Origin of the sequence: Actinoallomurus sp. CA-150999, assembly GCF_050942425.1 — a bacterium.
GTDB lineage: Bacteria > Actinomycetota > Actinomycetes > Streptosporangiales > Streptosporangiaceae > Actinoallomurus.
Genome location: NZ_CP192063.1, coordinates 847,543 through 866,539, shown reverse-complemented (window position 1 = coordinate 866,539; position 18,997 = coordinate 847,543). Strand labels below are relative to the sequence as shown.

At 71.4% G+C, this 18,997-nt stretch carries 17 protein-coding genes; 7 read left to right on the top strand and 10 right to left on the bottom strand.

The window, feature by feature from the left end; all coding sequences use genetic code 11:
- Positions 1–5: 5 nt before the first annotated feature.
- Positions 6–1,079, bottom strand: a complete 1,074-nt coding sequence (locus ACQP2O_RS04200) for an alkene reductase (RefSeq protein WP_433180047.1) — start codon at positions 1,077–1,079, stop codon at positions 6–8.
- A gap of 114 nt (positions 1,080–1,193) precedes the next feature.
- On the opposite strand from ACQP2O_RS04200, the gene ACQP2O_RS04195 reads away from it, so the two are divergent.
- On the top strand, positions 1,194–1,571 hold the full coding sequence (locus ACQP2O_RS04195; protein ID WP_433180045.1) for a MerR family transcriptional regulator: 378 nt from the start codon (positions 1,194–1,196) through the stop codon (positions 1,569–1,571).
- Between the two features lie 127 nt (positions 1,572–1,698).
- Here the strand turns inward: ACQP2O_RS04195 and ACQP2O_RS04190 are convergent, their stop codons facing one another.
- The 3 genes from ACQP2O_RS04190 to ACQP2O_RS04180 all read right to left on the bottom strand — a co-directional run bounded on the left by ACQP2O_RS04190 (position 1,699) and on the right by ACQP2O_RS04180 (position 5,433).
- Complete coding sequence (locus ACQP2O_RS04190) at positions 1,699–3,132, bottom strand: glycoside hydrolase family 18 protein (RefSeq protein ID WP_433180044.1); 1,434 nt, start codon at positions 3,130–3,132, stop codon at positions 1,699–1,701.
- A 183-nt stretch (positions 3,133–3,315) separates the two neighbouring features.
- Positions 3,316–4,266, bottom strand: coding sequence for a prolyl aminopeptidase (pip, locus tag ACQP2O_RS04185; protein ID WP_433190924.1), 951 nt, complete (start codon positions 4,264–4,266; stop codon positions 3,316–3,318).
- A gap of 318 nt (positions 4,267–4,584) precedes the next feature.
- Positions 4,585–5,433 carry a LysR family transcriptional regulator gene (locus ACQP2O_RS04180; protein WP_433180042.1) on the bottom strand — a complete coding sequence of 283 codons (849 nt, stop codon included), beginning with the start codon at positions 5,431–5,433 and terminating at the stop codon, positions 4,585–4,587.
- A gap of 343 nt (positions 5,434–5,776) precedes the next feature.
- Between ACQP2O_RS04180 and ACQP2O_RS04175 the strand changes: the two genes are divergently transcribed.
- Positions 5,777–6,508, top strand: a complete 732-nt coding sequence (locus ACQP2O_RS04175; RefSeq protein WP_433180040.1) for an SDR family oxidoreductase — start codon at positions 5,777–5,779, stop codon at positions 6,506–6,508.
- A 177-nt stretch (positions 6,509–6,685) separates the two neighbouring features.
- Complete coding sequence (locus ACQP2O_RS04170) at positions 6,686–7,264, top strand: MBL fold metallo-hydrolase (RefSeq protein WP_433180039.1); 579 nt, start codon at positions 6,686–6,688, stop codon at positions 7,262–7,264.
- Between the two features lie 195 nt (positions 7,265–7,459).
- Here ACQP2O_RS04170 and ACQP2O_RS04165 read toward each other — a convergent pair whose 3' ends face one another.
- Both ACQP2O_RS04165 and ACQP2O_RS04160 read right to left on the bottom strand, forming a co-directional pair.
- Positions 7,460–9,130 (bottom strand): ATP-binding protein, encoded by a 1,671-nt coding sequence (locus tag ACQP2O_RS04165; protein ID WP_433180037.1) that lies wholly within the window; start codon positions 9,128–9,130, stop codon positions 7,460–7,462.
- Complete coding sequence (locus ACQP2O_RS04160) at positions 9,127–9,804, bottom strand: response regulator transcription factor (RefSeq protein WP_433180035.1); 678 nt, start codon at positions 9,802–9,804, stop codon at positions 9,127–9,129. The genes ACQP2O_RS04165 and ACQP2O_RS04160 overlap by 4 nt, the downstream gene beginning before the upstream one ends.
- A gap of 78 nt (positions 9,805–9,882) precedes the next feature.
- Between ACQP2O_RS04160 and ACQP2O_RS04155 the strand changes: the two genes are divergently transcribed.
- The 3 genes from ACQP2O_RS04155 to ACQP2O_RS04145 all read left to right on the top strand — a co-directional run bounded on the left by ACQP2O_RS04155 (position 9,883) and on the right by ACQP2O_RS04145 (position 12,011).
- The gene (locus ACQP2O_RS04155) at positions 9,883–10,377 is read left to right on the top strand and encodes a hypothetical protein (RefSeq protein ID WP_433180033.1); all 495 of its coding nucleotides are present in this window, start codon (positions 9,883–9,885) and stop codon (positions 10,375–10,377) included.
- Positions 10,378–10,462: 85 nt separating this feature from the next.
- A complete protein-coding gene (locus tag ACQP2O_RS04150) occupies positions 10,463–11,236 on the top strand; it encodes an SDR family NAD(P)-dependent oxidoreductase (RefSeq protein WP_360887611.1) in 774 nt (257 codons plus the stop codon).
- A gap of 10 nt (positions 11,237–11,246) precedes the next feature.
- Entirely contained in the window at positions 11,247–12,011 is a 765-nt protein-coding gene (locus ACQP2O_RS04145) for a crotonase/enoyl-CoA hydratase family protein (protein WP_433180032.1), read from the top strand.
- A 2,231-nt stretch (positions 12,012–14,242) separates the two neighbouring features.
- Here ACQP2O_RS04145 and ACQP2O_RS04140 read toward each other — a convergent pair.
- The 3 genes from ACQP2O_RS04140 to ACQP2O_RS04130 are packed head-to-tail and all read right to left on the bottom strand — an operon-like array spanning position 14,243 to position 16,642.
- Entirely contained in the window at positions 14,243–15,046 is an 804-nt protein-coding gene (locus tag ACQP2O_RS04140) for an oxygenase MpaB family protein (RefSeq protein ID WP_433180030.1), read from the bottom strand.
- A gap of 49 nt (positions 15,047–15,095) precedes the next feature.
- Positions 15,096–16,211 (bottom strand): hypothetical protein, encoded by a 1,116-nt coding sequence (locus tag ACQP2O_RS04135; protein WP_433180029.1) that lies wholly within the window; start codon positions 16,209–16,211, stop codon positions 15,096–15,098.
- On the bottom strand, positions 16,208–16,642 hold the full coding sequence (locus ACQP2O_RS04130; RefSeq protein ID WP_433180027.1) for a SigE family RNA polymerase sigma factor: 435 nt from the start codon (positions 16,640–16,642) through the stop codon (positions 16,208–16,210). Before ACQP2O_RS04130 ends, ACQP2O_RS04135 begins: the two co-directional genes overlap by 4 nt.
- Positions 16,643–16,903: 261 nt before the next feature.
- Between ACQP2O_RS04130 and ACQP2O_RS04125 the strand changes: the two genes are divergently transcribed.
- Complete coding sequence (locus ACQP2O_RS04125) at positions 16,904–17,854, top strand: phosphotransferase family protein (protein ID WP_433180025.1); 951 nt, start codon at positions 16,904–16,906, stop codon at positions 17,852–17,854.
- Positions 17,855–17,867: 13 nt separating this feature from the next.
- On the opposite strand, the gene ACQP2O_RS04120 is transcribed toward ACQP2O_RS04125, so the two are convergent.
- Entirely contained in the window at positions 17,868–18,719 is an 852-nt protein-coding gene (locus ACQP2O_RS04120; protein ID WP_433180023.1) for a HemK family protein methyltransferase, read from the bottom strand.
- Positions 18,720–18,997 lie beyond the last annotated feature (278 nt).

Here is an 18,997-nt window from a genome sequence, read left to right as displayed (position 1 = left end):
CCGTTTCAGGCGGCGTGCTGGTACGCCGGGTAGGTCAGGTAGCCCGCGTCGCCGCCCTGGTAGTACGTGGCCTCGTCGACGGGGGCGAGCGGGAGCCCGGTGCGCAGCCGTTCGACCAGGTCGGGATTTGCGATGAAGGCTCGGCCGAAGCTGATGAGGTCGGCTCCCAGCCCGAGCCAGTGGTCGGCGTCGTCCCGTCCGGCCTGCTTCGGTCCCATCGGGAGCGTCGGGTTCATGACGAGGGTCCCCGGCCACGCACGGCGCAGGCCGACCAGCACCTCTTCGTCGGCGGTGGCCTCGAGATGGACGTAGGCGAGATTCAGGCGGGCCAGTTCGGTCAGCAGGGCGGTGTAGAGCTCGGGGACGTCGCTCTCCTCGACGCCCCAGAACGTCGCGCCCGGGGAGAGGCGGATCCCGGTCCTGGCCCCGCCGACGGCCTCGACGGTCGCGGACACCGCTTCGACGGCGAACCGGATCCGGTTGCTCACCGAGCCCCCGTAGCCGTCCGTGCGCAGATTGGCGTTCGATGAGAGGAACTGCGAGATCAGGTAGCCGTTGGCGCCGTGCAGCTCCACCCCGTCGAAGCCGGCGTCGACGGCACGGCGGGCGGCCTCGGCGTACGACCGGGCGTGCTCCGGGATCTCGGCGGTGTCCAGGGCGCGTGGCGTCGGTGCGGGCCGGAGTCCGGTCGGGGTGAACACGTCGCCGACGGCGGGGACGGCCGAGGGGCCGACCGGCCGTACGCCGATGGTGTCGGGGTGCGAGACCCGTCCGCCGTGCATGAGCTGGGCGAAGATCCGCCCGCCGTTGGAGTGCACGGCGGCGGTCACGGGGCGCCATGCGGCGACCTGCTCATCGGTGTGCAGCCCCGGCGTACCCGGGCTGGACTGCCCGATCGGACTCGGCTGCACGCCCTCGGACACGATCAGGCCGGCCGTCGCCCGCTGGGCGTAGTACGTCGCCATCGACGGCGTCGCCAGACCGCCGGCGGCGGCCCGTACCCGTGTCATCGGGGCCATCACCACCCGATTGGGCAGCGTCAGGTCGCCGAGCCGATAGTTGCTGAAAAGGGTCGTCACGTCGGGGCTCCTTCGTGATCCGTGGCACCCGGATCTCGGGTACGGCGGTTACGCTAGAACCTGACATTGACGTCAGAGGCAAGCTTTGTGTCGTGGTTCACAACGGGAGGCGACGTGCGCATCGGGGAGCTCGCGTCACGGGCCGGAGTCAGCGTCCGGTCCTTGCGCTACTACGAAGAGCAGGGGCTGCTCACCAGCACTCGCAGCGCCAGCGGGCAGCGGCATTACACAGAGCACGACGTCGAGCGGGTCACGTTCATCCAGCGGTTGTACGCCGCGGGTCTGTCCAGCCGCACGATCACCGAACTGCTCCCGTGCGTCGATTCGCCCAGCGAGGAGAATTCCGACGCCGCGCTGGAGCGGATGGCGCAGGAACGGGACCGGCTCTCCGAGCACATCACCGAGCTCATCCGGACCCGGGACGCGCTGGACGGGCTGATGGCCACGGCCCGAGCGCATCGCGAGTGCCTACGGGCGGCGATGGCCCCCTGATCGGGCGCTGCCGCCAGGCGAGCCGGTGCGGACGGGCCGGGGATGACCGCCTAGTCCACCCGTACGCATGACGTGGCGGGCCGTGCCGCGCCGCACGGCCCGCCACGTGAGCGGGGAGCTCAGAGGATCAGCCGTTGAAGGTCTTGGCGAAGTCGCCCTCGTTCTGGGCGATGCTGCTGCAGGTCGCGCTCGCCCACTGCTGGGGACCGCCGGGGCAGGGCTTGTCCCGGGTGGCGGACCACATGGAGAGCCAGGCGAGGTTCTTCTGCTTGGCGAAGGCCGCGAGCTTCTTGGCGTCGGCGACCGTGAACACCTCGGTGTTCGTGTCGTTCACGCCGATCATCGGAGTGACGGCGATCTTGCTCCACGCGTCGCTCACGCCCAGCGCGCCGCGTACCTGGGTCTCGGTGGACGTCGCCGCCTGGATGGCGTAGTCGCCCATCTTGCCGCTGGGGTTCGGGGCCTGGCCGTCGCCGTAGTCCATGGCCATGATGTTGACGGCCGAGACCGAGTCGCCGTTCTGCTTGGCGCTCTTCAGCAGGTTCACGCCGTCCTGGGTGAGCCCGGACGGCAGGACCGGCAGCGTGAACGACACCTCCAGCCCCGAAACCTGCTTCTGCAGTGACGCGATCGCCTGGGCGCGCCGGGTGTTGGCCGCCTGGTCGGCGATGGCGGCGCCCTCGACGTCGAAGTCGACCTTCTTGAGCTTGAACGTGTCGATGACCTGCTTGTACGCGGAGGCGAGCTGGCCGGAGTCACCGCAGGCCCCGGCGAGTTCGGTGCCGTTGGCGCCGCCGAACGAGACACGGACGTCGCCGCCGGCCGCGCGCAGCGCGTCGATCTTCTTGGCGACCTCGTTGTCACCGAGCGCCTGGGAGCCACCCCACTTCGGGGTGCACCCGCCGCCCGCCGTGATGAACGCCAGGTTGAACGTCTTCACGCCGGTCTTCGACGCCGCGCCGGGCAGGTCGTACGGCGGGTAGAGGCCCACGTCCACGTACGGCGCGAACCCGCCGGAGGACGAGGACGGCGGAGGGTTGCTCGTCGGAGGTTCCGTCGTGGGCGGCGTCTTGGTCGGCGTGGGCGAGGGTGCGGGGGCGCCGCCGCCCGAGCAGGAGTCTCCGTTCACCTTGCAGGCGGTCGGCGACGCGGCCTTGCCGTCCACCGTGAACCCGACCTGCCGGGCCTGGCCTGGTCCGATGTCGCCGTTCCAGGACTCGTTCTTGACCGTGACGTGGCTGCCGTCCTGGTGGGAGACGCCGTTCCACAGGCTGGTCATCTTGGCACCGGCCGGAAGGTCGAAGGACAGGTCCCAGCCGTGCACGGTGTCGGTGCCGGTGTTGGTCAGCGTGTACTGACCGGTGTAGCCGGAGTCCCACGATGAGACGGAACGGAACGCGGCCTTGACCGATGCGGTGTCGGCCGATCCGGTGGCCGCGGTGAGGCCACCGGTGCTCGTACCGCCGGTCGCGAGGGCGACGCCGCCGACGCCCAGGACGGCCGCGAGGCCGAGGACGATCGGCAGCTTCGTCCGCCGCCGTCGCGTGGGGTGTGGACTCATGAGGGGGTGCCTCCAGGGAAGCGGGGGTCTACGGTCGTGCGCCTGCAGGGCGGTGCCAACGTACGGCCGTGGAACCCCTCGGCGGCCGCCGTTAAGGCGCCCTTAAGGGGCGGCTGAAAAGCGCCTAAGACTGCCGCCCCCGGCGTGGCCGATCCGGCACCGCCAGGTCCTTCCGCGGGGGCTTCAGGGACGGAAGCGGTCGGTGGCGTCGATCAGTAGGTGACGGGTCCCGGGCTCCGTGCTGCCGTGGCCCGCGTCCTCGACGATGTGGAACTCGGCCTCGGGCCAGGCCCGATGCAGCTCCCATGCCTGATCGGGAGGGGTCTTGATGTCGTAGCGGCCATTGACGATCACGGCGGGAATGTGCCGGATGCGAGCGATGCCCGCCAGCAGACCACCTTCGGGGTGGAAGCCGCCGTTGCCGACGTAGTGATGCAGGATGCGGGCGGCGGCGAGGACGGCGTCGTCGTCGAGGGCCGGCGGCTCGACGGGGAGCAGCGTGTTGGCCGACATTTCCCAGGCCATCCAGGTACGGGCCGCGCGAAGGTGCACCGCGGGGTCCGGGTCGCCGATGCGGCGGCCGTACGCCGCGAACAGGTCGTCTCGCTCGGCGACGGGGATCGCGTCGCGGAACGCCTCCCACTCGGCGGGAAAGAGCTTGGCGGCGCCCGTCGACGTGAACGACCATGCCTCGTCGGACGGGCGGATGAGGTAGATGCCCCGCAGCACGAGTTCGGTGACGCGGTCGGGGTGGGCCTGGGCGTAGGCGAGGGCGAGGGTACTGCCCCAGCTTCCCCCGAAGACCAGCCAGCGGTCGATGGACAGATGCTCGCGGAGCCGTTCCATGTCGGAGATCAGGTGCGGAGTCGTATTGTGCTCCAGCGAGACCCGCGGGTCCCCGGCGCTCGGCCGGCTGGCACCGCAGTTGCGCTGGTCGAAGAGCACGATCCGGTAGGCCTCCGGATCGAAGAAGCGGCGGAACCAGGGCAGGAGTCCGCCGCCGGGACCGCCGTGCAGGAAGACCGCGGGCTTCCCGGCGGGGTTCCCGCAGACCTCCCAGTGGATCCGGTTGCCGTCCCCGACCTCGAGCAGACCCGAGTCATACGGATCGATCGCCGGATAGAGCTCTTTCAGCGCCATATGGTGATCAACGATCAGCGCTCCGCCCGGTTCCCGCGATCCCAGACCGAGGCTCCGCCCAGTTCACCGGACCCCAGACCTTGGCTCCGCCGGGTTCCCCGGACCTTGGCCCCGCCAGGTTCCTCGGACCCCGGGCCTTGGGCGCGCCGGGTTCTTCGGACCCCGACCGACGCTCCGCCAGGTTCCCCGGATCCCAGACCTTGGCCCCGCCAGGTTCACCAGATCCCAGACCTTGGCCCCGCTCGGTTCACCGACTCCGGACCGAGGCTCCGCTCGATGGTCCGGTTCCGATCACGGACGCACGTGCCCGTCCTAGAGGCGGGTCGCGGCTCGGACCAGCCCGGCGAGGGCCTGGGATCGGCTGTGCGGCGGCCACGCGATCACCGTCGTCACCCTCGGCGCGTCCAGCACCGGGACAGCGGCGACGTCGCGGCGCAGATGGACCCGGCAGTTCTCCGGCAGGACCGCCGAAGCCCGGCCGAGCGCGATCAGCTGGACCAGCTGCGCATGGTCCCGGACCTGCGGACCGGGACCGTCCGGGTACGTGCCGTCGGGGTTGGGCCAGCGGGGCATCGGCAGACCGGGCAGCGCGGTGACGTCGGTCATCCGCAGGTGGGCCCGGCCGGCGAGGTCGTGCCCGGCCGGCAGGATCACGACCTGCCCCTCCGTGCACAGCTCCTCGGTGTCGAACCCGACCGTCGAGTCGAACGGCCGGTGCAGCAGCGCGACGTCGGCCCGCCCGTCGCGCAGCAGCCGCTCCTGCTCGCCGGGCCCGCACAGGAGCACGTCGACGGTGACCGCGCCGGGCTCGGCGGCGTACGTGTCGAGCAGCTTCGACAGCAGTTCGCTGGACGCCCCGGCCTTCGTGACGAGGACCAGGCCGGGTTCGCCGGTCGCGGCGAGGGCAGCGCGGCGGGTACGGCGGTCGGCGGCGTCGACCGCGTCGAGGGCCGCCCGGCCCTCGCGCAGCAGCACCGACCCGGCCTCGGTCAGTGTGACGGCGCGGCTGTTGCGTTCCAGCAGCGCCACCCCGAGCCGCCGTTCGAGCTGCTGGATCGCCCGCGACAGCGGCGGCTGCGCGATCCCGAGTCGCTGCGCGGCCCGCCCGAAGTGCAGCTCCTCGGCGACGGCGACGAAGTACCGCAACTCCCGCGTCTCCATGCCGCCACGGTACCCGGCGGGACGACCCGTGCCGCGCCCCCGAAAGCCAGCAGCGCAGCGAGGTCAGGGCGGCGGAGAAACCAGCGGCCGAGCGCGTTACGGGGTGATGGGGAAGCCAGCGGCGGAACGCTATACGGGGGTGACGGAGAACGGCGACGCAGCGCTGTACCGGAGGGACGGAGAACGGGCGACGCAACGCTGCACGGGGTGACGGAGAACCGGAGCGCAACGCTGTACCGGGGGCGACGAGAAAAGGCGATGACCTGCGGTGATACCGGTGAGGTATCGCCGGTTACCCAAGCGGTGTTGGAGCCCTCACCGAGACGCGGACAGGATCAAATGCATGAGCGAACAGACGATCGCGCTGGTCACCGGCGCGAACAAGGGAATCGGATACGAGATCGCGGTCGGCCTGGGCGCGCTCGGCTGGAGCGTCGGCGTCGGCGCCCGGGACGAGGAGCGCCGGGAAGCCGCCGTGGAGAAGCTGCGCGCGGCCGGCGTCGACGCGTTCGGGGTACCGCTCGACGTGACCGACGACGCGAGCGTGACCGCCGCCGCCAGGCTGGTCGAGGAGCGCGCCGGCCGGCTCGACGTGCTCGTCAACAACGCCGGCGTGACCGGCGGCATGCCGCAGGAGCCGACCAGCGTCGACCCCGCGACCATGCGGACGGTGGTGGAGACCAACGTGATCGGCGTCATCCGCGTCACGAACGCGATGCTGCCGCTGCTGCGCCGCTCGGCGTCGCCGCGGATCGTGAACATGTCCAGCGGCGTCGGCTCCCTCACCCGGCAGTCCAATACCGACGACCCCCTCGCGACGGGCCCGATCTCGGCCGCGTACTCGCCGTCGAAGACGTTCCTCAACGCCGTCACCGTCCAGTACGCCAAGGAACTGCGCGACACGAACATCCTGATCAACGCCGCCTGCCCCGGCTTCTGCGCGACCGACCTCAACGGCCACCGCGGCGTCCGCACCCCCGAACAGGGCGCGGCGATCGCGATCCGGCTCGCGACCCTGGCCGACGACGGCCCGACCGGCGGCTTCTTCGAGGACGCCGGGGTGGTGCCCTGGTAACAGACGGATGCCCCGGGTGACGGCCCTGCTGCCAGGCGGACGCCCGGATGACGGCCCCGATGAGACGCTCGGCCGCCGCGGTCGCCGCGGTCGCCGAAGGCGGACCGGCCGGAGTCCTGGCCCCATCCGGTCGTCGAACGGCTCGCGGCGACGATCATCGCGGCGGATACTGCGGCCATGAGCGATCGTCCGCGCGAGTCGAGCGCGACCTACGCCCTGCTGCACACCGGGTACGTCGGCGGCACCGTGGCCAGCACTGTCGGCTTCGTCCGGGACGGGGACCGGCTGGTGGTGACCGACCCCGGGATGGTCCGTGATCGGAGCCTGATCCTCGACCCGTTGCGGGCCCTGGGCGTGGAGCCGGGCGACGTGACCGACGTGGTGTTCAGCCACCATCATCCGGATCACACCCTTAACGCCGCGCTGTTCCCGGCCGCCCGGTTCCACGATCACTGGGCGATCTACCAGGGCGATGTCTGGGAGGACCGGGACGCCGATGGGTACGAGCTGAGCCCATCCGTCCGTCTCATCCGTACTCCCGGCCACACCCCGGAGGACATCACCACGCTCGTCGGCACGCCGGAGGGCCTCGTCGCGTTCACGCATCTGTGGAACACCGCGGCGTCGGTCGGGGACAACTACGCCACCGACCTCGACGCCCTGCACACGGGCCGCGCCCGGCTCCTCGCCTTGGCCGACGTCGTGGTCCCGGGCCACGGCCCGGCCTTCCACCCGACGGCGGCCACGCCGCGCTGAGCAGCACCGGACACTCGGGCCTGTTTCAGCGGTGCCGGCAGCGGTCACACCGCGCGGAGCGACGCTGGACGCCAATGGCTGTTTCACGAGCCGCGCCGGCAGCGGTCACACCGCGCGGAGCAACCCCGGACGCCAAGGGCTATTTCACAAGGCCCGTTCGTGGCCCGGCCGGACAACAGGCTCATGAAGCAGCCCCTACGACCGCCGGCCCCGGCGGGGTCGTTTCGGGGTTGTGGGGAGCCAGATCTGGACCTGTGCCCCGCCGAGCGCCGAGCGGTCGATCCGCACGTCGCCGCCGATCGCCTCGGCCATGCGGCGCGCGATGTCGAGCCCCAGGCCGGTGGAACCGCCGCCGCTGGATCCCCGGCGCAGCGCAGCCTCGGGGTCGGTGATCCCCGGGCCCGCGTCGGCGACGAGGATGCCGACCAGCCCGGCGCCCGCGTGAAGGGTCACCGCGAACGCCGTGCCCTCCGGGGTGTGCCGGAACACGTTGCCCAGGAGCGAGTCCAGCACGGCGCTCAGCTCGGCGCGCGGCACCGGAACGGCGACTGATTGCTCCGCGCCGATCAGCTCGCAGTCGCGTTCCTGGTCCTCGGCCAGTGCGGACCAGAAGGCCATCCGGTCGCGGAGCACCTCGGCGGCGTCGCAGCGGGACGTCTCCTTCGGCTTGCGCGCCGACCGGATGATCTTGTCGACCTCCTCCTCGAGGCGCGCGACGGCGAGCCGCGTCTGCTCGGCCGCGGGTTCCGGGCCGAGCGCCGCCGCGTTGAGCCGCATGGCGGTGAGCGGGGTGCGCAGGCGGTGGGAGAGGTCGGCGATCAGTTCGCGTTCGGCAGCGAGGAGTTGTTCGACCCGGTCGGCCATCGTGTTGAACGCGCGGCCGGCCTCGCGCAGTTCCGGCGGTCCCTGCGGGTCGATGCGGGTACGCAGATCACCGCCGCCGAGCGCGGTCGCGGCCCGGGCCAGGGTCCGTGCGGAGCCGACCACGCGGGAGCCGAGACGGTCCGCGACGACGACGGACCCGGCGACGAGCACGGCCGCCACGAGGGTGAGCGTGATCCAGGCGGCCCGCACTCCCCGCGCCAGGTCCTGGCGGGGCAGGTACACCTCGACGATCGCCGTGCGGTCCTGGTCCAGCGCGACCGGCTGCAGCAGCACGTAACCGCCGGGCGCGGGCGCGGAGAAGGCCCGGCCGCGCGCGGTCGCGGTCGCCAGGTCGCCCTGCCGCGCATGCGACGTCCCCACCGTGCTCCCGGCCCCGCGCGCTCCCCCGGTCGCCGGGCCCCCCACTCCCGTACCCGGTGCGTCAGCCGCTCCCGTGCGGGGCGCGTCCCCCGCTCCCGTACGCGGTGCGTCGCCCGTGTCCGTCCGCGGCGTCTTCCCCACTCTCGTACGCGGCTCGTTCCCCGTGTCCGTACGCGATGCGTTCCCTGCTCTCGTACGCGGCGTCTTCCCCGTTCCCGTACCCGGTACGTCGCCCGCTCCCGTACGCGGCGCCTTCCCCGCTCCCGTACCCGGTACGTCGCCCGCTCCCGTACGCGGCGCCTTCCCCGTTCCCGTACGCGGCGCCTTCCCCGTTCCCGTACGGGGTAGGTCGCCGGGCGTGTTCGCGGCCGGGCTCCCGGCGGGGACGTGGATCGCCATCCGGCCCGACGCGCCAGCCTGCGTGCTGGCGACGGCGCGTTCGAGCTCGGTCCGGTCGGTCGTGATGGCCAGTGCCGGGGCGAGCGACCCTGCCTGACGTTCGGCGTCGGCGAGTGCGCGGTCCCGGGCGATCTCCTTGACCATGAGCGCGAGCGGGATGAGGAACGCCAGCGCGACCATCGACGTGACGGCCGCCGACACGAGCGCGAGGGAGCGTCTCACGGCGGCGCCATCAGTTTGACGCCCACGCCACGCACCGTGTGCAGGTAGCGCGGGCGGGACGCCGTCTCGCCGAGCTTGCGGCGCAGCCAGGACAGGTGCACGTCGATCGTCTGGTCGTCGCCGTACGGCTGCTGCCAGACCTCGGCGAGCAGCTCCCGGCGGGAGACGACGTGGCCGGGGCGGGACGCGAGGTGGGCGAGCAGGTCGAACTCCCGGCGTGTCAGGTCGAGGAGCACGTCGTCGAGGTACGCCTCGCGCCGGTCCAGGTCGACCCGGAGGCCGCCGACCTCGCACAGCCGCCCCTGGGACGGCGGCTTGGAACGCCGGAGCACCGCGGCGAGACGGGCGCTGAGGTGTTCGCCGGAGAACGGTTTGATCAGGTAGTCGTCGGCTCCGGCGTTCAGCAGCCGTACGATCTCGGTCTCGTCGTCGCGTGCGGTCGCCACGATGACCGGGACGTCGGACACGCCGCGCAGCATCTTCAGCGCCTCCGCGCCGTCGAGGTCGGGCAGGCCCAGGTCCAGGACGACGACGTCCGGCGCCGCGCGGGTCACCTCGCGCAGGGCGTCCAGCGCGGTGCCCGCGCTGCGGACGACGTGGGCCCGCTCGGTGAGCTCACGGATCAGCGCCGACCGTACGAACTGGTCGTCCTCCACCACGAGCACATTCGCCATGCCCGGCACCTTAGAGCCCTGACACGGCAGAAGCGCCGAAATAGCAACAAACTACGGCGATTGCGGCACCATGGGGCGGTGCGACGGGCGATGACGTACGTGGCCGCCTGGGGTGGTGCGACCTCACTGGCGGTGCTGCTGGTCTGGTTCGGCGCGCGCCCGGTCCTGCACAACGCGGTGTTCGGGCCGCCGCCCGCGCGCTCGGTCGTCGACCACGTGCCGGAGTCGTCGGCCACCTCGACCGCGCCGCCCTCTCCGGCGGAGCCGAGCCCCACCGTACGGGCGACGCCGAAGCGGACCGTACGTCCCACGCCATCGCGGTCGAGTACGAGGCCCTCCCCGTCGTCGCACGCCGACACGCGCAGCTACACGCTCGACGGCGGCCAGGTCGTGCTGTCGATGGGCGCGACGTCGGCGCGGCTGGTCTCCGCCACACCGGCCGCCGGGTGGGAGGTACGGACCTGGCACGCGCCCGGGTGGCTGCGGGTGGACTTCACGAAGGGCGAGACCACCTCCTCACTGTTCGCCACGTGGAACGGCCATCCGCCCTCCGTTCAAGTGGAGAATCAGTAGGAGATCCGGCCCTGGGAAAGAATTTTGATACGCGTGAGTAACGTCACCCGAATCTGATTCTGGTCTCTCCTGTAGCCTCCTGCTTATGGACGTAAACGGAGTTGCCGCCATCGTCACGGGCGGCGCGAGCGGACTCGGTGAGGCGACCGCGCGGGACCTGGCGGCGCACGGCGCCAAGGTGGTCGTGGCCGACCTCAACGAGCAGAAGGGCAAGGCCATCGCCGACGAGATCGGCGGTGTCTTCGTCAAGGTCGACGTCTCCGACGAGCAGCAGGTGCAGGCCGCCGTCGACGCGGCCGTCGCCACCGGCGCGCCGCTGCGCGTCGTGGTGAACAGCGCCGGCATCGGCTGGGCGACACGAACCGTGAACCGGGACGGCTCCCCCCACGACCTCGCCTCGTACAAGAAGGTCATCGAGGTCAACCTGATCGGTACGTTCAACGGCCTGCGGCTCGGTGCCGCCGCGATCGCCAAGACCGAGCCGGTGGACGAGTTCGGCAGCCGCGGCGTCGTCATCAACACCGCCTCGGTCGCCGCTCTGGAAGGGCAGACCGGTCAGATCGCCTACTCCTCCTCCAAGGGCGGCATCGTCGGCATGACCGTGCCCGCCGCCCGCGACCTGGCCGCCATCGGCGTCCGCGTCAACACCATCTGCCCGGGCATCATCGACACGCCGATCTACGGCGAGGGCGATGCGGCCGAGGAGTTCAAGAAGAAGCTCGTCGCGCCGGTCGTCTTCCCCAAGCGCATGGGCCGGCCGTCGGAGTTCGCCCACCTCGTCCGTTCCCTGGTCGAGAACGACTACGTGAACGCCGAAGTCATCCGCTTCGACGGCGGCATCCGCTTCCAGCCCAAGTGAGGTCCTGACGATGTCGGATGCGGTCCTGACCGAGGTGGACGGCGGCGTCGCCGTCATCACGATCAACCGGCCCGAGGCGAGGAACGCCGTCAACGGCGCGGTCGCCCAGGGCATCGCGAGTGCGATCGAGGAGTTCGACGCCCGCAAGGACGTCTCCGCGTACGTCCTCACCGGCGCCGGCGGCACCTTCAGCGCCGGCATGGACCTCAAGGGGTTCCTCACCGGTGACGATCCGACCAAAGGGGGCCGCGGCTTCGGCGGCATCACCGAGCGGCCCCCGACCAAGCCGATCATCGCCGCCGTCGAGGGGTACGCCCTGGCGGGCGGCTTCGAGCTCGCACTGTCCTGCGACATGATCGTCGCGTCCTCCGAGTCGAAGTTCGGGCTGCCGGAGGTCAAGCGCGGCCTGGTCGCCGGCGCGGGCGGTCTGCTCCGGCTGCCGCAGCGGATCCCGTACCACGTCGCACTGGAGATCGCGCTGACCGGCGACCACTACCCGGCCGCGCGGCTGGCCGAGCTCGGCCTGGTCAATCGGGTCACCGAGCCCGGGCAGGCCCTGCAGGCCGCCAAGGAGCTGGCCGCCAAGGTCGCGGCGAACGCCCCCCTGGCCCTGGCCGCCACCAAGCGCGTCATCGTCGAGTCCCGCGACTGGGCGAGCGACGAGCAGTTCGCCCGGCAGGGCGAGATCATCATCCCCGTGTTCGCGTCCAAGGACGCGATGGAGGGCGCCGCCGCCTTCGCCGAGAAGCGCGCGCCCAACTGGTCCGGCGAGTGACCGTCGCGTCGGGGGCGGGGCCGACCGGTCCCGCCCCCTACGCGCGTCTCAGTCACTCAACGGCAGGGCGGCCAAGCCGCCCACGGCGTCATCGCGCCTGATCGGGTCGTCCTGGGCGCCGCCCGAGGGCGCCCAGGACATCACCGCGCAGGCAGGCGCTCAGCGGTTTCGGCGCAGCCTCCAGTTCCTTCGTTCGGACGTCGCGGCCATCCGGCCTGCGGTCGACGGCGGCATCTGGGCCGCAGGCGATTGCGGTGCCCGGAGTGGTGGCGCGGCGGCCGCCGCCCCATGAAGACGGGACCTCTGAAGGGGTCCCGCGGCGAGCACGATCGGAGTCGTGCAGGCAGTCGGGAAGGTCCCCGACGGGTTGGCCGTGCACTCCGACTCGAGGACCGAGCCGCTGGTGGTGCGCACCGTGACGAGGATCTGGTTGCCCATGGTCGTCGCTGACACGCAGTCCGCGCTGGTACCGACGAAGCTCGAGACGGGCGCGAACGGCCCCACCGGCGTGGGCGACGGAGTCAGTACGACTTCTTGCCCTAGAACCTGGTTGTTGCTGGTGATCAGCACGAACTTCGAATTTCCCTGCACCGTCGTGTCGATGCACTTCGCCGGCCCGGTGGGCCCCGTCGCACCGGTCGCTCCGGTCGGGCCGGTGGGTCCGGTCGGGCCCGTGGGCCCGGTCGCCCCGGTCGCGCCTGTCGGTCCGGTCGCCCCAGTCGGCCCGGTCGGGCCAGTCGCCCCGGTCGCTCCGCTGGGGCCCGTCGGTCCAGTGGCCCCAGTCGCCCCGGTCGGTCCAGTGGCTCCAGTCGCCCCGGTCGGGCCTGTGGCTCCGGTCGCCCCGGCCGCTCCGCTGGGGCCCGTCGGTCCAGTCGCGCCGGTCGCGCCGGTAGCCCCTGTCGGGCCCGTCGCCCCGGTGGCCCCGCTAGCGCCCGTCGGTCCAGTAGCCCCTGTCGGGCCTGTCGCCCCGGTGGCCCCGGTCGCTCCGCTGGGGCCCGTCGGTCCAGCGCCGGTCGCCCCAGTCGCTCCAGTGGGACCTGTGGCTCCGGTCGCCCCGGTCGCTCCGCTGGGGCCCGTGGGTCCAGTCGCGCCGGTTGCCCCGGTAGCCCCTGTCGGGCCCGTGGGTCCGGTTGCTCCGCGCCGACCTCGAGGGCCCCGAGGACCTCGCCTCGCCCGGACGTCCTTGATTATCGCTTTCGCCCCACCGCCCCCGTGTTGGGCGCGGCCCAGCTCATTGTGGACTTCTGCGGCGGCCCCCTCCAAACAGTTCAGAGCGAGGTCGGCATGCTCGCCGTCGCACAGCGGGTCGACGCCGAAACGCAGGGCCGGAGAGACCGCCGGAATCGTACGTGCCGCCTCGGCCGGACCCATCGATAGCACGGCGACGGTCATGCCGCTGAAAGCCGAGGCCGCGGCCATGACAACATGGCGTCGCCCAGACCAGGCGCCGACCGGCCTTTCTTTCTTGTAATGAATCAATTTGGACACCCACATCGAATCGAAATCAGGCTACGTTGATTGCCCGACAATGGCGCGATGTAGATACCCGCCCGACTTTCACAAAGCGCATCACTCAATTAATGTTTAGGTAACGAATATTACTTCACAAAAGAGGTGAATCACGCACGGGCGAGGCAACATTCCGAAGTTGCCATACACCCTGCCCACCCGGGAAGAGTGGGCCTTATATGCAGCGACGGGTCAGATATTTGCACGGTCGCGAATACCCGACGACGCCATCGAGACCAGGCGCAGCCACGTCTGCGACGTTGCGCGATGGGTCACGATGCCGAGCCGGCCGCAACAACGGCCGCGTCCTGCAGACGCGGTCTCGGTAATTGCCTCGTAGCCCTTACCGGTGCCCCTGGACCCACCAAAATTCCTTTCCCGGGACGTTACGTGATCTTGCCGATTCGCTACTGCCGACCACTCGCTCAGGCCGTTACCGTGAAAGCGCTTCTTTTCAGAAGCTGGGAGCGAAGTATGGCTCGAGAATTGGGTGTCTGTTCGTCGTATCAGGTGCGTTGACAGCAAATCGATCTCCGGCCGGGCGGTGCGTGCACGCACCGCCCGGCCAAAAATCCGGCCACCCCGTTCGCCGCAGAGTTCAATAAGGGGATCAGCGTCAGCGACTGAATACGCAACCCGTTAGCCGGCATGGAAAACCTTCGCCGAAGGGTGCACAGTGACGCTTCGCGATGAAAAGGATCGCCCCCGCATCACTCAGGAAGTCAACAGGTACTCACACGCCCGGCGAGTCTGCGGCGCAGCTCGTGCAGGTAGTAGTCGCGCGGCAGCGTGCGGACCGGGAGCGGCAGCCGCGGGTAGACGAGCCGCAGCGACCGGACGAGCAGGTGGAAGCGGACGCGCCGGGCGCGGTCCCACCGCCAGCCGTACTGCCGCCTGATCGGATCCGGCATGAGCCCCGCCGTGAGCAGGCGGATGGCCGCGAGGCCGGGCTCGTTCAGCCGGCCGCCCGGCAGCCGGGGATGCATCACCTGGTGCGCGATCGCCCGCGACGCGTCGTTGATCCGCAGCGAGGCGAGCGTCCGCGCGTAGTAGTCCCGGAACTCCCCGTACGACGTCGGCATCATCTCGTACGGGCAGCCGAGGATCGTCGCGAAGAGCTTGTTCTGCTCGTAGAAGGTCTCGAGCTCCTCGCGGGTGAGCTCCCGGAAGAGCAGCCGGTACGCGTGGACGGAGGTGGCGAAGAGCGTGGCGGCGACCCAGACCTGCAGCTCCGGGTCGTCGGCCCGATAGTCCTCGCCGGTCACGCCGGCGTGCATCCGGCGGACGATCGAGCTCAGCCGCTCCGCCTCCTCCCGCGTGCCGAACTCCACGGCGTACACCCACTGCATCGTGCCGCGCAGCCGGCCCAGCGGGTCCCGAGCGGTGTAGCTGTGGTCGTACACGCCCTGCGCGATCTTCGGGTGGGCGGTCTGCAGGAGTGACGCGGCGCCCCCGGCCGCGATCAGCACTCCCTCCCGGCCGACCGCCCGGATCAGGTCCCCGTCATCGAAGTACCCATCGCCCATACCGCCATTGTAAGTAATCACTTGCGTCGCGGCGAGCCCTCTTCCGCGCTCACCAGGCGGCGCTCGCCTCCACGTCGGCGTCCTTGCGGTCGCCCAGCATGGTGACCTTTCCATTCGCGAGCAGGCTCACCGGATATCCGCCGCCCTGGAGCAGCAGGTTGGTCCCCGTCGGGTCAAAGGTGAGCACCAGGAACTCCCCAGAGCCGCCAGGCCTGCCCGACAGCAGAACGCGGGGGCGAGGGCCGGGATTCGCCGGATACCGGACGATCTGCACGCCGCCATTCCCGGTCTGGGCGATCGCGGCGATCGAGCGTCCGTCGGGGCTGAAGGCGACCGGTCCACCGACGACGCCCATCCTCTCCCCGCGGACCACGATCCGGCTCGCCAGCAGGTCGGTGTTGCTCGACGTCACGTCCAGCGCCCGGATCTGCGAAACGTGTTCACGGCTGAGCGTCTGCCAGTCGAACGCGACGGTGCGCCCGGTGGGGTCCATGGCGACGGATGTCACCACCCCGGGCGTGCGCGAGGGCCACGTCGTCGTCGTACCGGTGGTCAGGTCGGCGACTTCCACCGCCCCGTACCTGGCGCCGGGATGCGGTGATCTCCCCGTCATGCCGAACTGGACCGCGAGGGCCAGTTTCGTGCCGTCGCGGGAGGCCGCGAGTCCGATCACGGAGCCGGCCTCCACCTTCACCTGGAGGGGCGTGGTCTCGGCGACCCTCCCCTTGTCGGTGATCCGGATTCGGTAGAACCGGTGCGGTCCCTGGTCGGTCATGGCGAAGTACGTGCGGCCGTCACCCGTCCCCGCCAGCCGCGTGACACCCCCGATCGACGTCTGGGCGACCTTCCGCCGGCTCGCCGTCTCATGCACGGCGATCCGGTTCGGGACGACGGCGGCGAGGTAGTAACGCGGCGGGATGGCGGCCTGTCCCAGCGGCGGCACCGTCGTCACCTGAGGCGCCCGATGGCGGGGGGCCGCGTCCGGCAGCGCGACGGCCACCCCGGCGGTCGCCGCAGCGACCGCACCGGCCGCGATCAGGGGTACGAGCCGCCGGGAGAGGATGAGCCGACGGGTGGGCAGTCGCAGGTTCGGGACCGCCTCGGCCGGCAGCGTCTCCGCCACGGCGTCGAGCGAGTCCTTCAGCCGTTCCTCGATGGTGTTCATCGCTCCCCCTCCTCGAGAATGCGGGCCAGGGCGGTCAGCGCCCGGGACGTCGTGGACTTGACGGTGCCGCGGCTGACCCGCATGGTGCGCGCGATCTCCTCTTCGGTGAGCTCGCAGAAGTAGCGCAGGACCAGGGCCTCCCGCTGACGGGCCGGAAGCCGCTGGAGAGCGCGTATCACCTCGCGCCGCTCCTCTCCGACGAGCGCGGCGGCCTCCGCCGACCAGACCGGCGGCTCGTGGCGCCCGCGCGGGGTCAGCCGGCGGCGGCGCAGCGCCGACCGGCAGTTGTTGAGGACCGCGGACCTGACATACGCCAGCGCGTTCTCCCGGTCACGGAGATGCCCCCAGCGCCGGTGCAGACCGAGGAAGGCGTCCTGCACGACGTCCTCCGCGGTCGGCCGGTCGCCCAGCATGATCAATGCGAGTCGCATCAGACCCAGGGCATGACCGCGATACAGGGCCGTGACGGCGGCATCCGCATCCGCCACGTCCCTCGCGCGTGGTGCCACGTGAGTCACCGCTTCTGCTTTCATGTCCCAGAGACGCCGTCGTGGCCGCCAGGTTGCCTGTGCCCGCCGAGGAATCCGCACCGCACCCGACCAGCCCGCCCCATCGCGGCTGAGGGAACGTCCAAGCCGGGCGGCACGAAATAGGGTCGATCGGGTCGACCGGCCGACCGTATCGTTGGCCGGATGGCGAGCGACTCCTTGCCCGTGGTGGCCACCAAGGCGCAGTTCAGGGCCGTGCGCCGAGACGAGGCTCGGCTCCGGCCGGGGGTCTTGGCGCTGTGCCGCCGCCTTGGGCACGGCGACGTCGAGGTCACGCGCTTCCCGGACGGCTCACTGCCCGTCTACGCCGTCGGCGACCGGTACGTGCTCAAGCTGTATCCACCGACCGCCCGGGAGCACTGGGAGATCGAGGATCGTGTGCTGCGCACGATCAACGGACGGCTTCCGGTGCCCACTCCTCGTGTGGAGGAGTCCGGCGAGTTCGCGGACTGGCGTTATGTGCTGATGACGCGGTTGCGCGGCGAACCGCTGACCGAGATCTGGCCGCGGACCGGCCAACGGGACCGCGACCGGCTCGCCGAACAACTCGGCACCGCCCTCGCCGCCCTGCACGCGATCCGCGTCCCCGCTCTCGGGCCGCCGGATTGGCGGGAGTTCCTCGCCGGCCGGCGGGATGGCTGCGTCGAACGCCAGCGCGCCCAAGGCCTCGACCCGCGCTGGGCGGCGCAGATTTCGGACTTCCTCGACTCGGTGCCGCTGCCGGAGTCGCCACCGGTGCTGCTGCACACCGAGGTCATGCGCGAGCACCTGCTGGCCGTCCCCGGGCCGGACGGCGGATGGTCGCTGTCCGGCCTGTACGACTTCGAACCGGCCATGATGGGCGACCGGGAGTACGAGTTCGTCTCGGTGGGCCTGTTCGTCTCCCGCGGCGACGCCCGCTTCCTGCGCCGCCTGCTCACCGCGTACGGATACGGCGACGACCGGCTCGACGTGAGGCTGCAGCGTCGCCTGCTCGCGTACACGCTCCTGCACCGCTACAGCGACCTGTCCTGGTACCTGACGGAGATGCCCGAACCACCGGTGCCCACGCTCGACGCTCTCGCCGCGCGCTGGTGGTCGCTCGAGGCGCCCTGAGTCCGCCGCGCCGTCAACCGGCCGCCTCGAGTCGTCCGATGACGACCGTCGCGTCCGTCTCCTCGCAGGCGGCCACCTCGGCGGACAGCCCGCCGCGGGCGAGGGCCTCCAGCGCGGCCGGCACCTGCCGGTCGCTCGTCTCGGACAGCAGCACGCCGCCCGGCGCGAGCCAGTCGCGCGCCTCGGCGGTGACCCGCCGGAGGACGTCCAGCCCGTCCGCGCCGCCGTCGAGCGCGACCCGCAACTCGTGGTCGCGGGCCTCGGCGGGCAGCAGGGCGACCTCCTCGGTGGGGACGTACGGCACGTTGGCCAGCAGGACGTCGACCCGGCCCCGCAGCGTCGCCGGCAGCGGGTCGTACAGGTCACCCTCGTACGCCCGGCCGCCGACGGCGGCGAGGTTTCGCCGGGCACAGGCGACGGCGGCCGGATCGACATCGGCGGCGTGCACCTCGACCCGATCGACGCCACAGGCGGGTGCCCCGGCCGGATCGACGGCGGCGGTGTACGGCTCGGCCGCCCCGAGCATCGTGGCCAGCGCCGCGCCGAGCGCTCCCGAGCCGCAGCACAGGTCGACGACGACGGCCCCCGGGCGGGCGAGGGCGGCGGCCCGCCGGACGAGGAACTCGGTACGGCGCCGGGGCACGAACACGCCCGGGTCGACGGCGACGCGCAGCCCGCAGAACTCCGCCCAGCCGAGCACGTACTCAAGGGGCAGGCCGGCGACGCGCCGGTCCACCATCGCGGCGAGGTCATCCGGCGTACGCGCGGTCTCGATCAACAGCCGTGCCTCGTCCTCGGCGAAGACGCATCCGGCGGCCCGGAGACGGGCCACGACCGTGGAAAGAGAAGAAGGGGAAAGCAACATGAGAGCCTTTCGGGAAACCGAAGGATGCTCTCGCTCTCAACAGGAGCGTACGGCCGGTTGGTGAGAGCATCCTGCCTGCACAGCGGGAATGGGTCTCACCTCCTCAGAACGCGGACACTGCCGGAGACGGCAACCCTATCCGGTGCCGCGCGCGCAGCCCACCGCGGATTCCGGAACACGGCTTCGGTGACGGCTCCGTCACCCGGAGGAGCCGTCCGGCTGACGTAGGCCGGGTGCGTCAGGCGGGGGAGGGATTTCCGCGCCGTCCGGTCGACCAT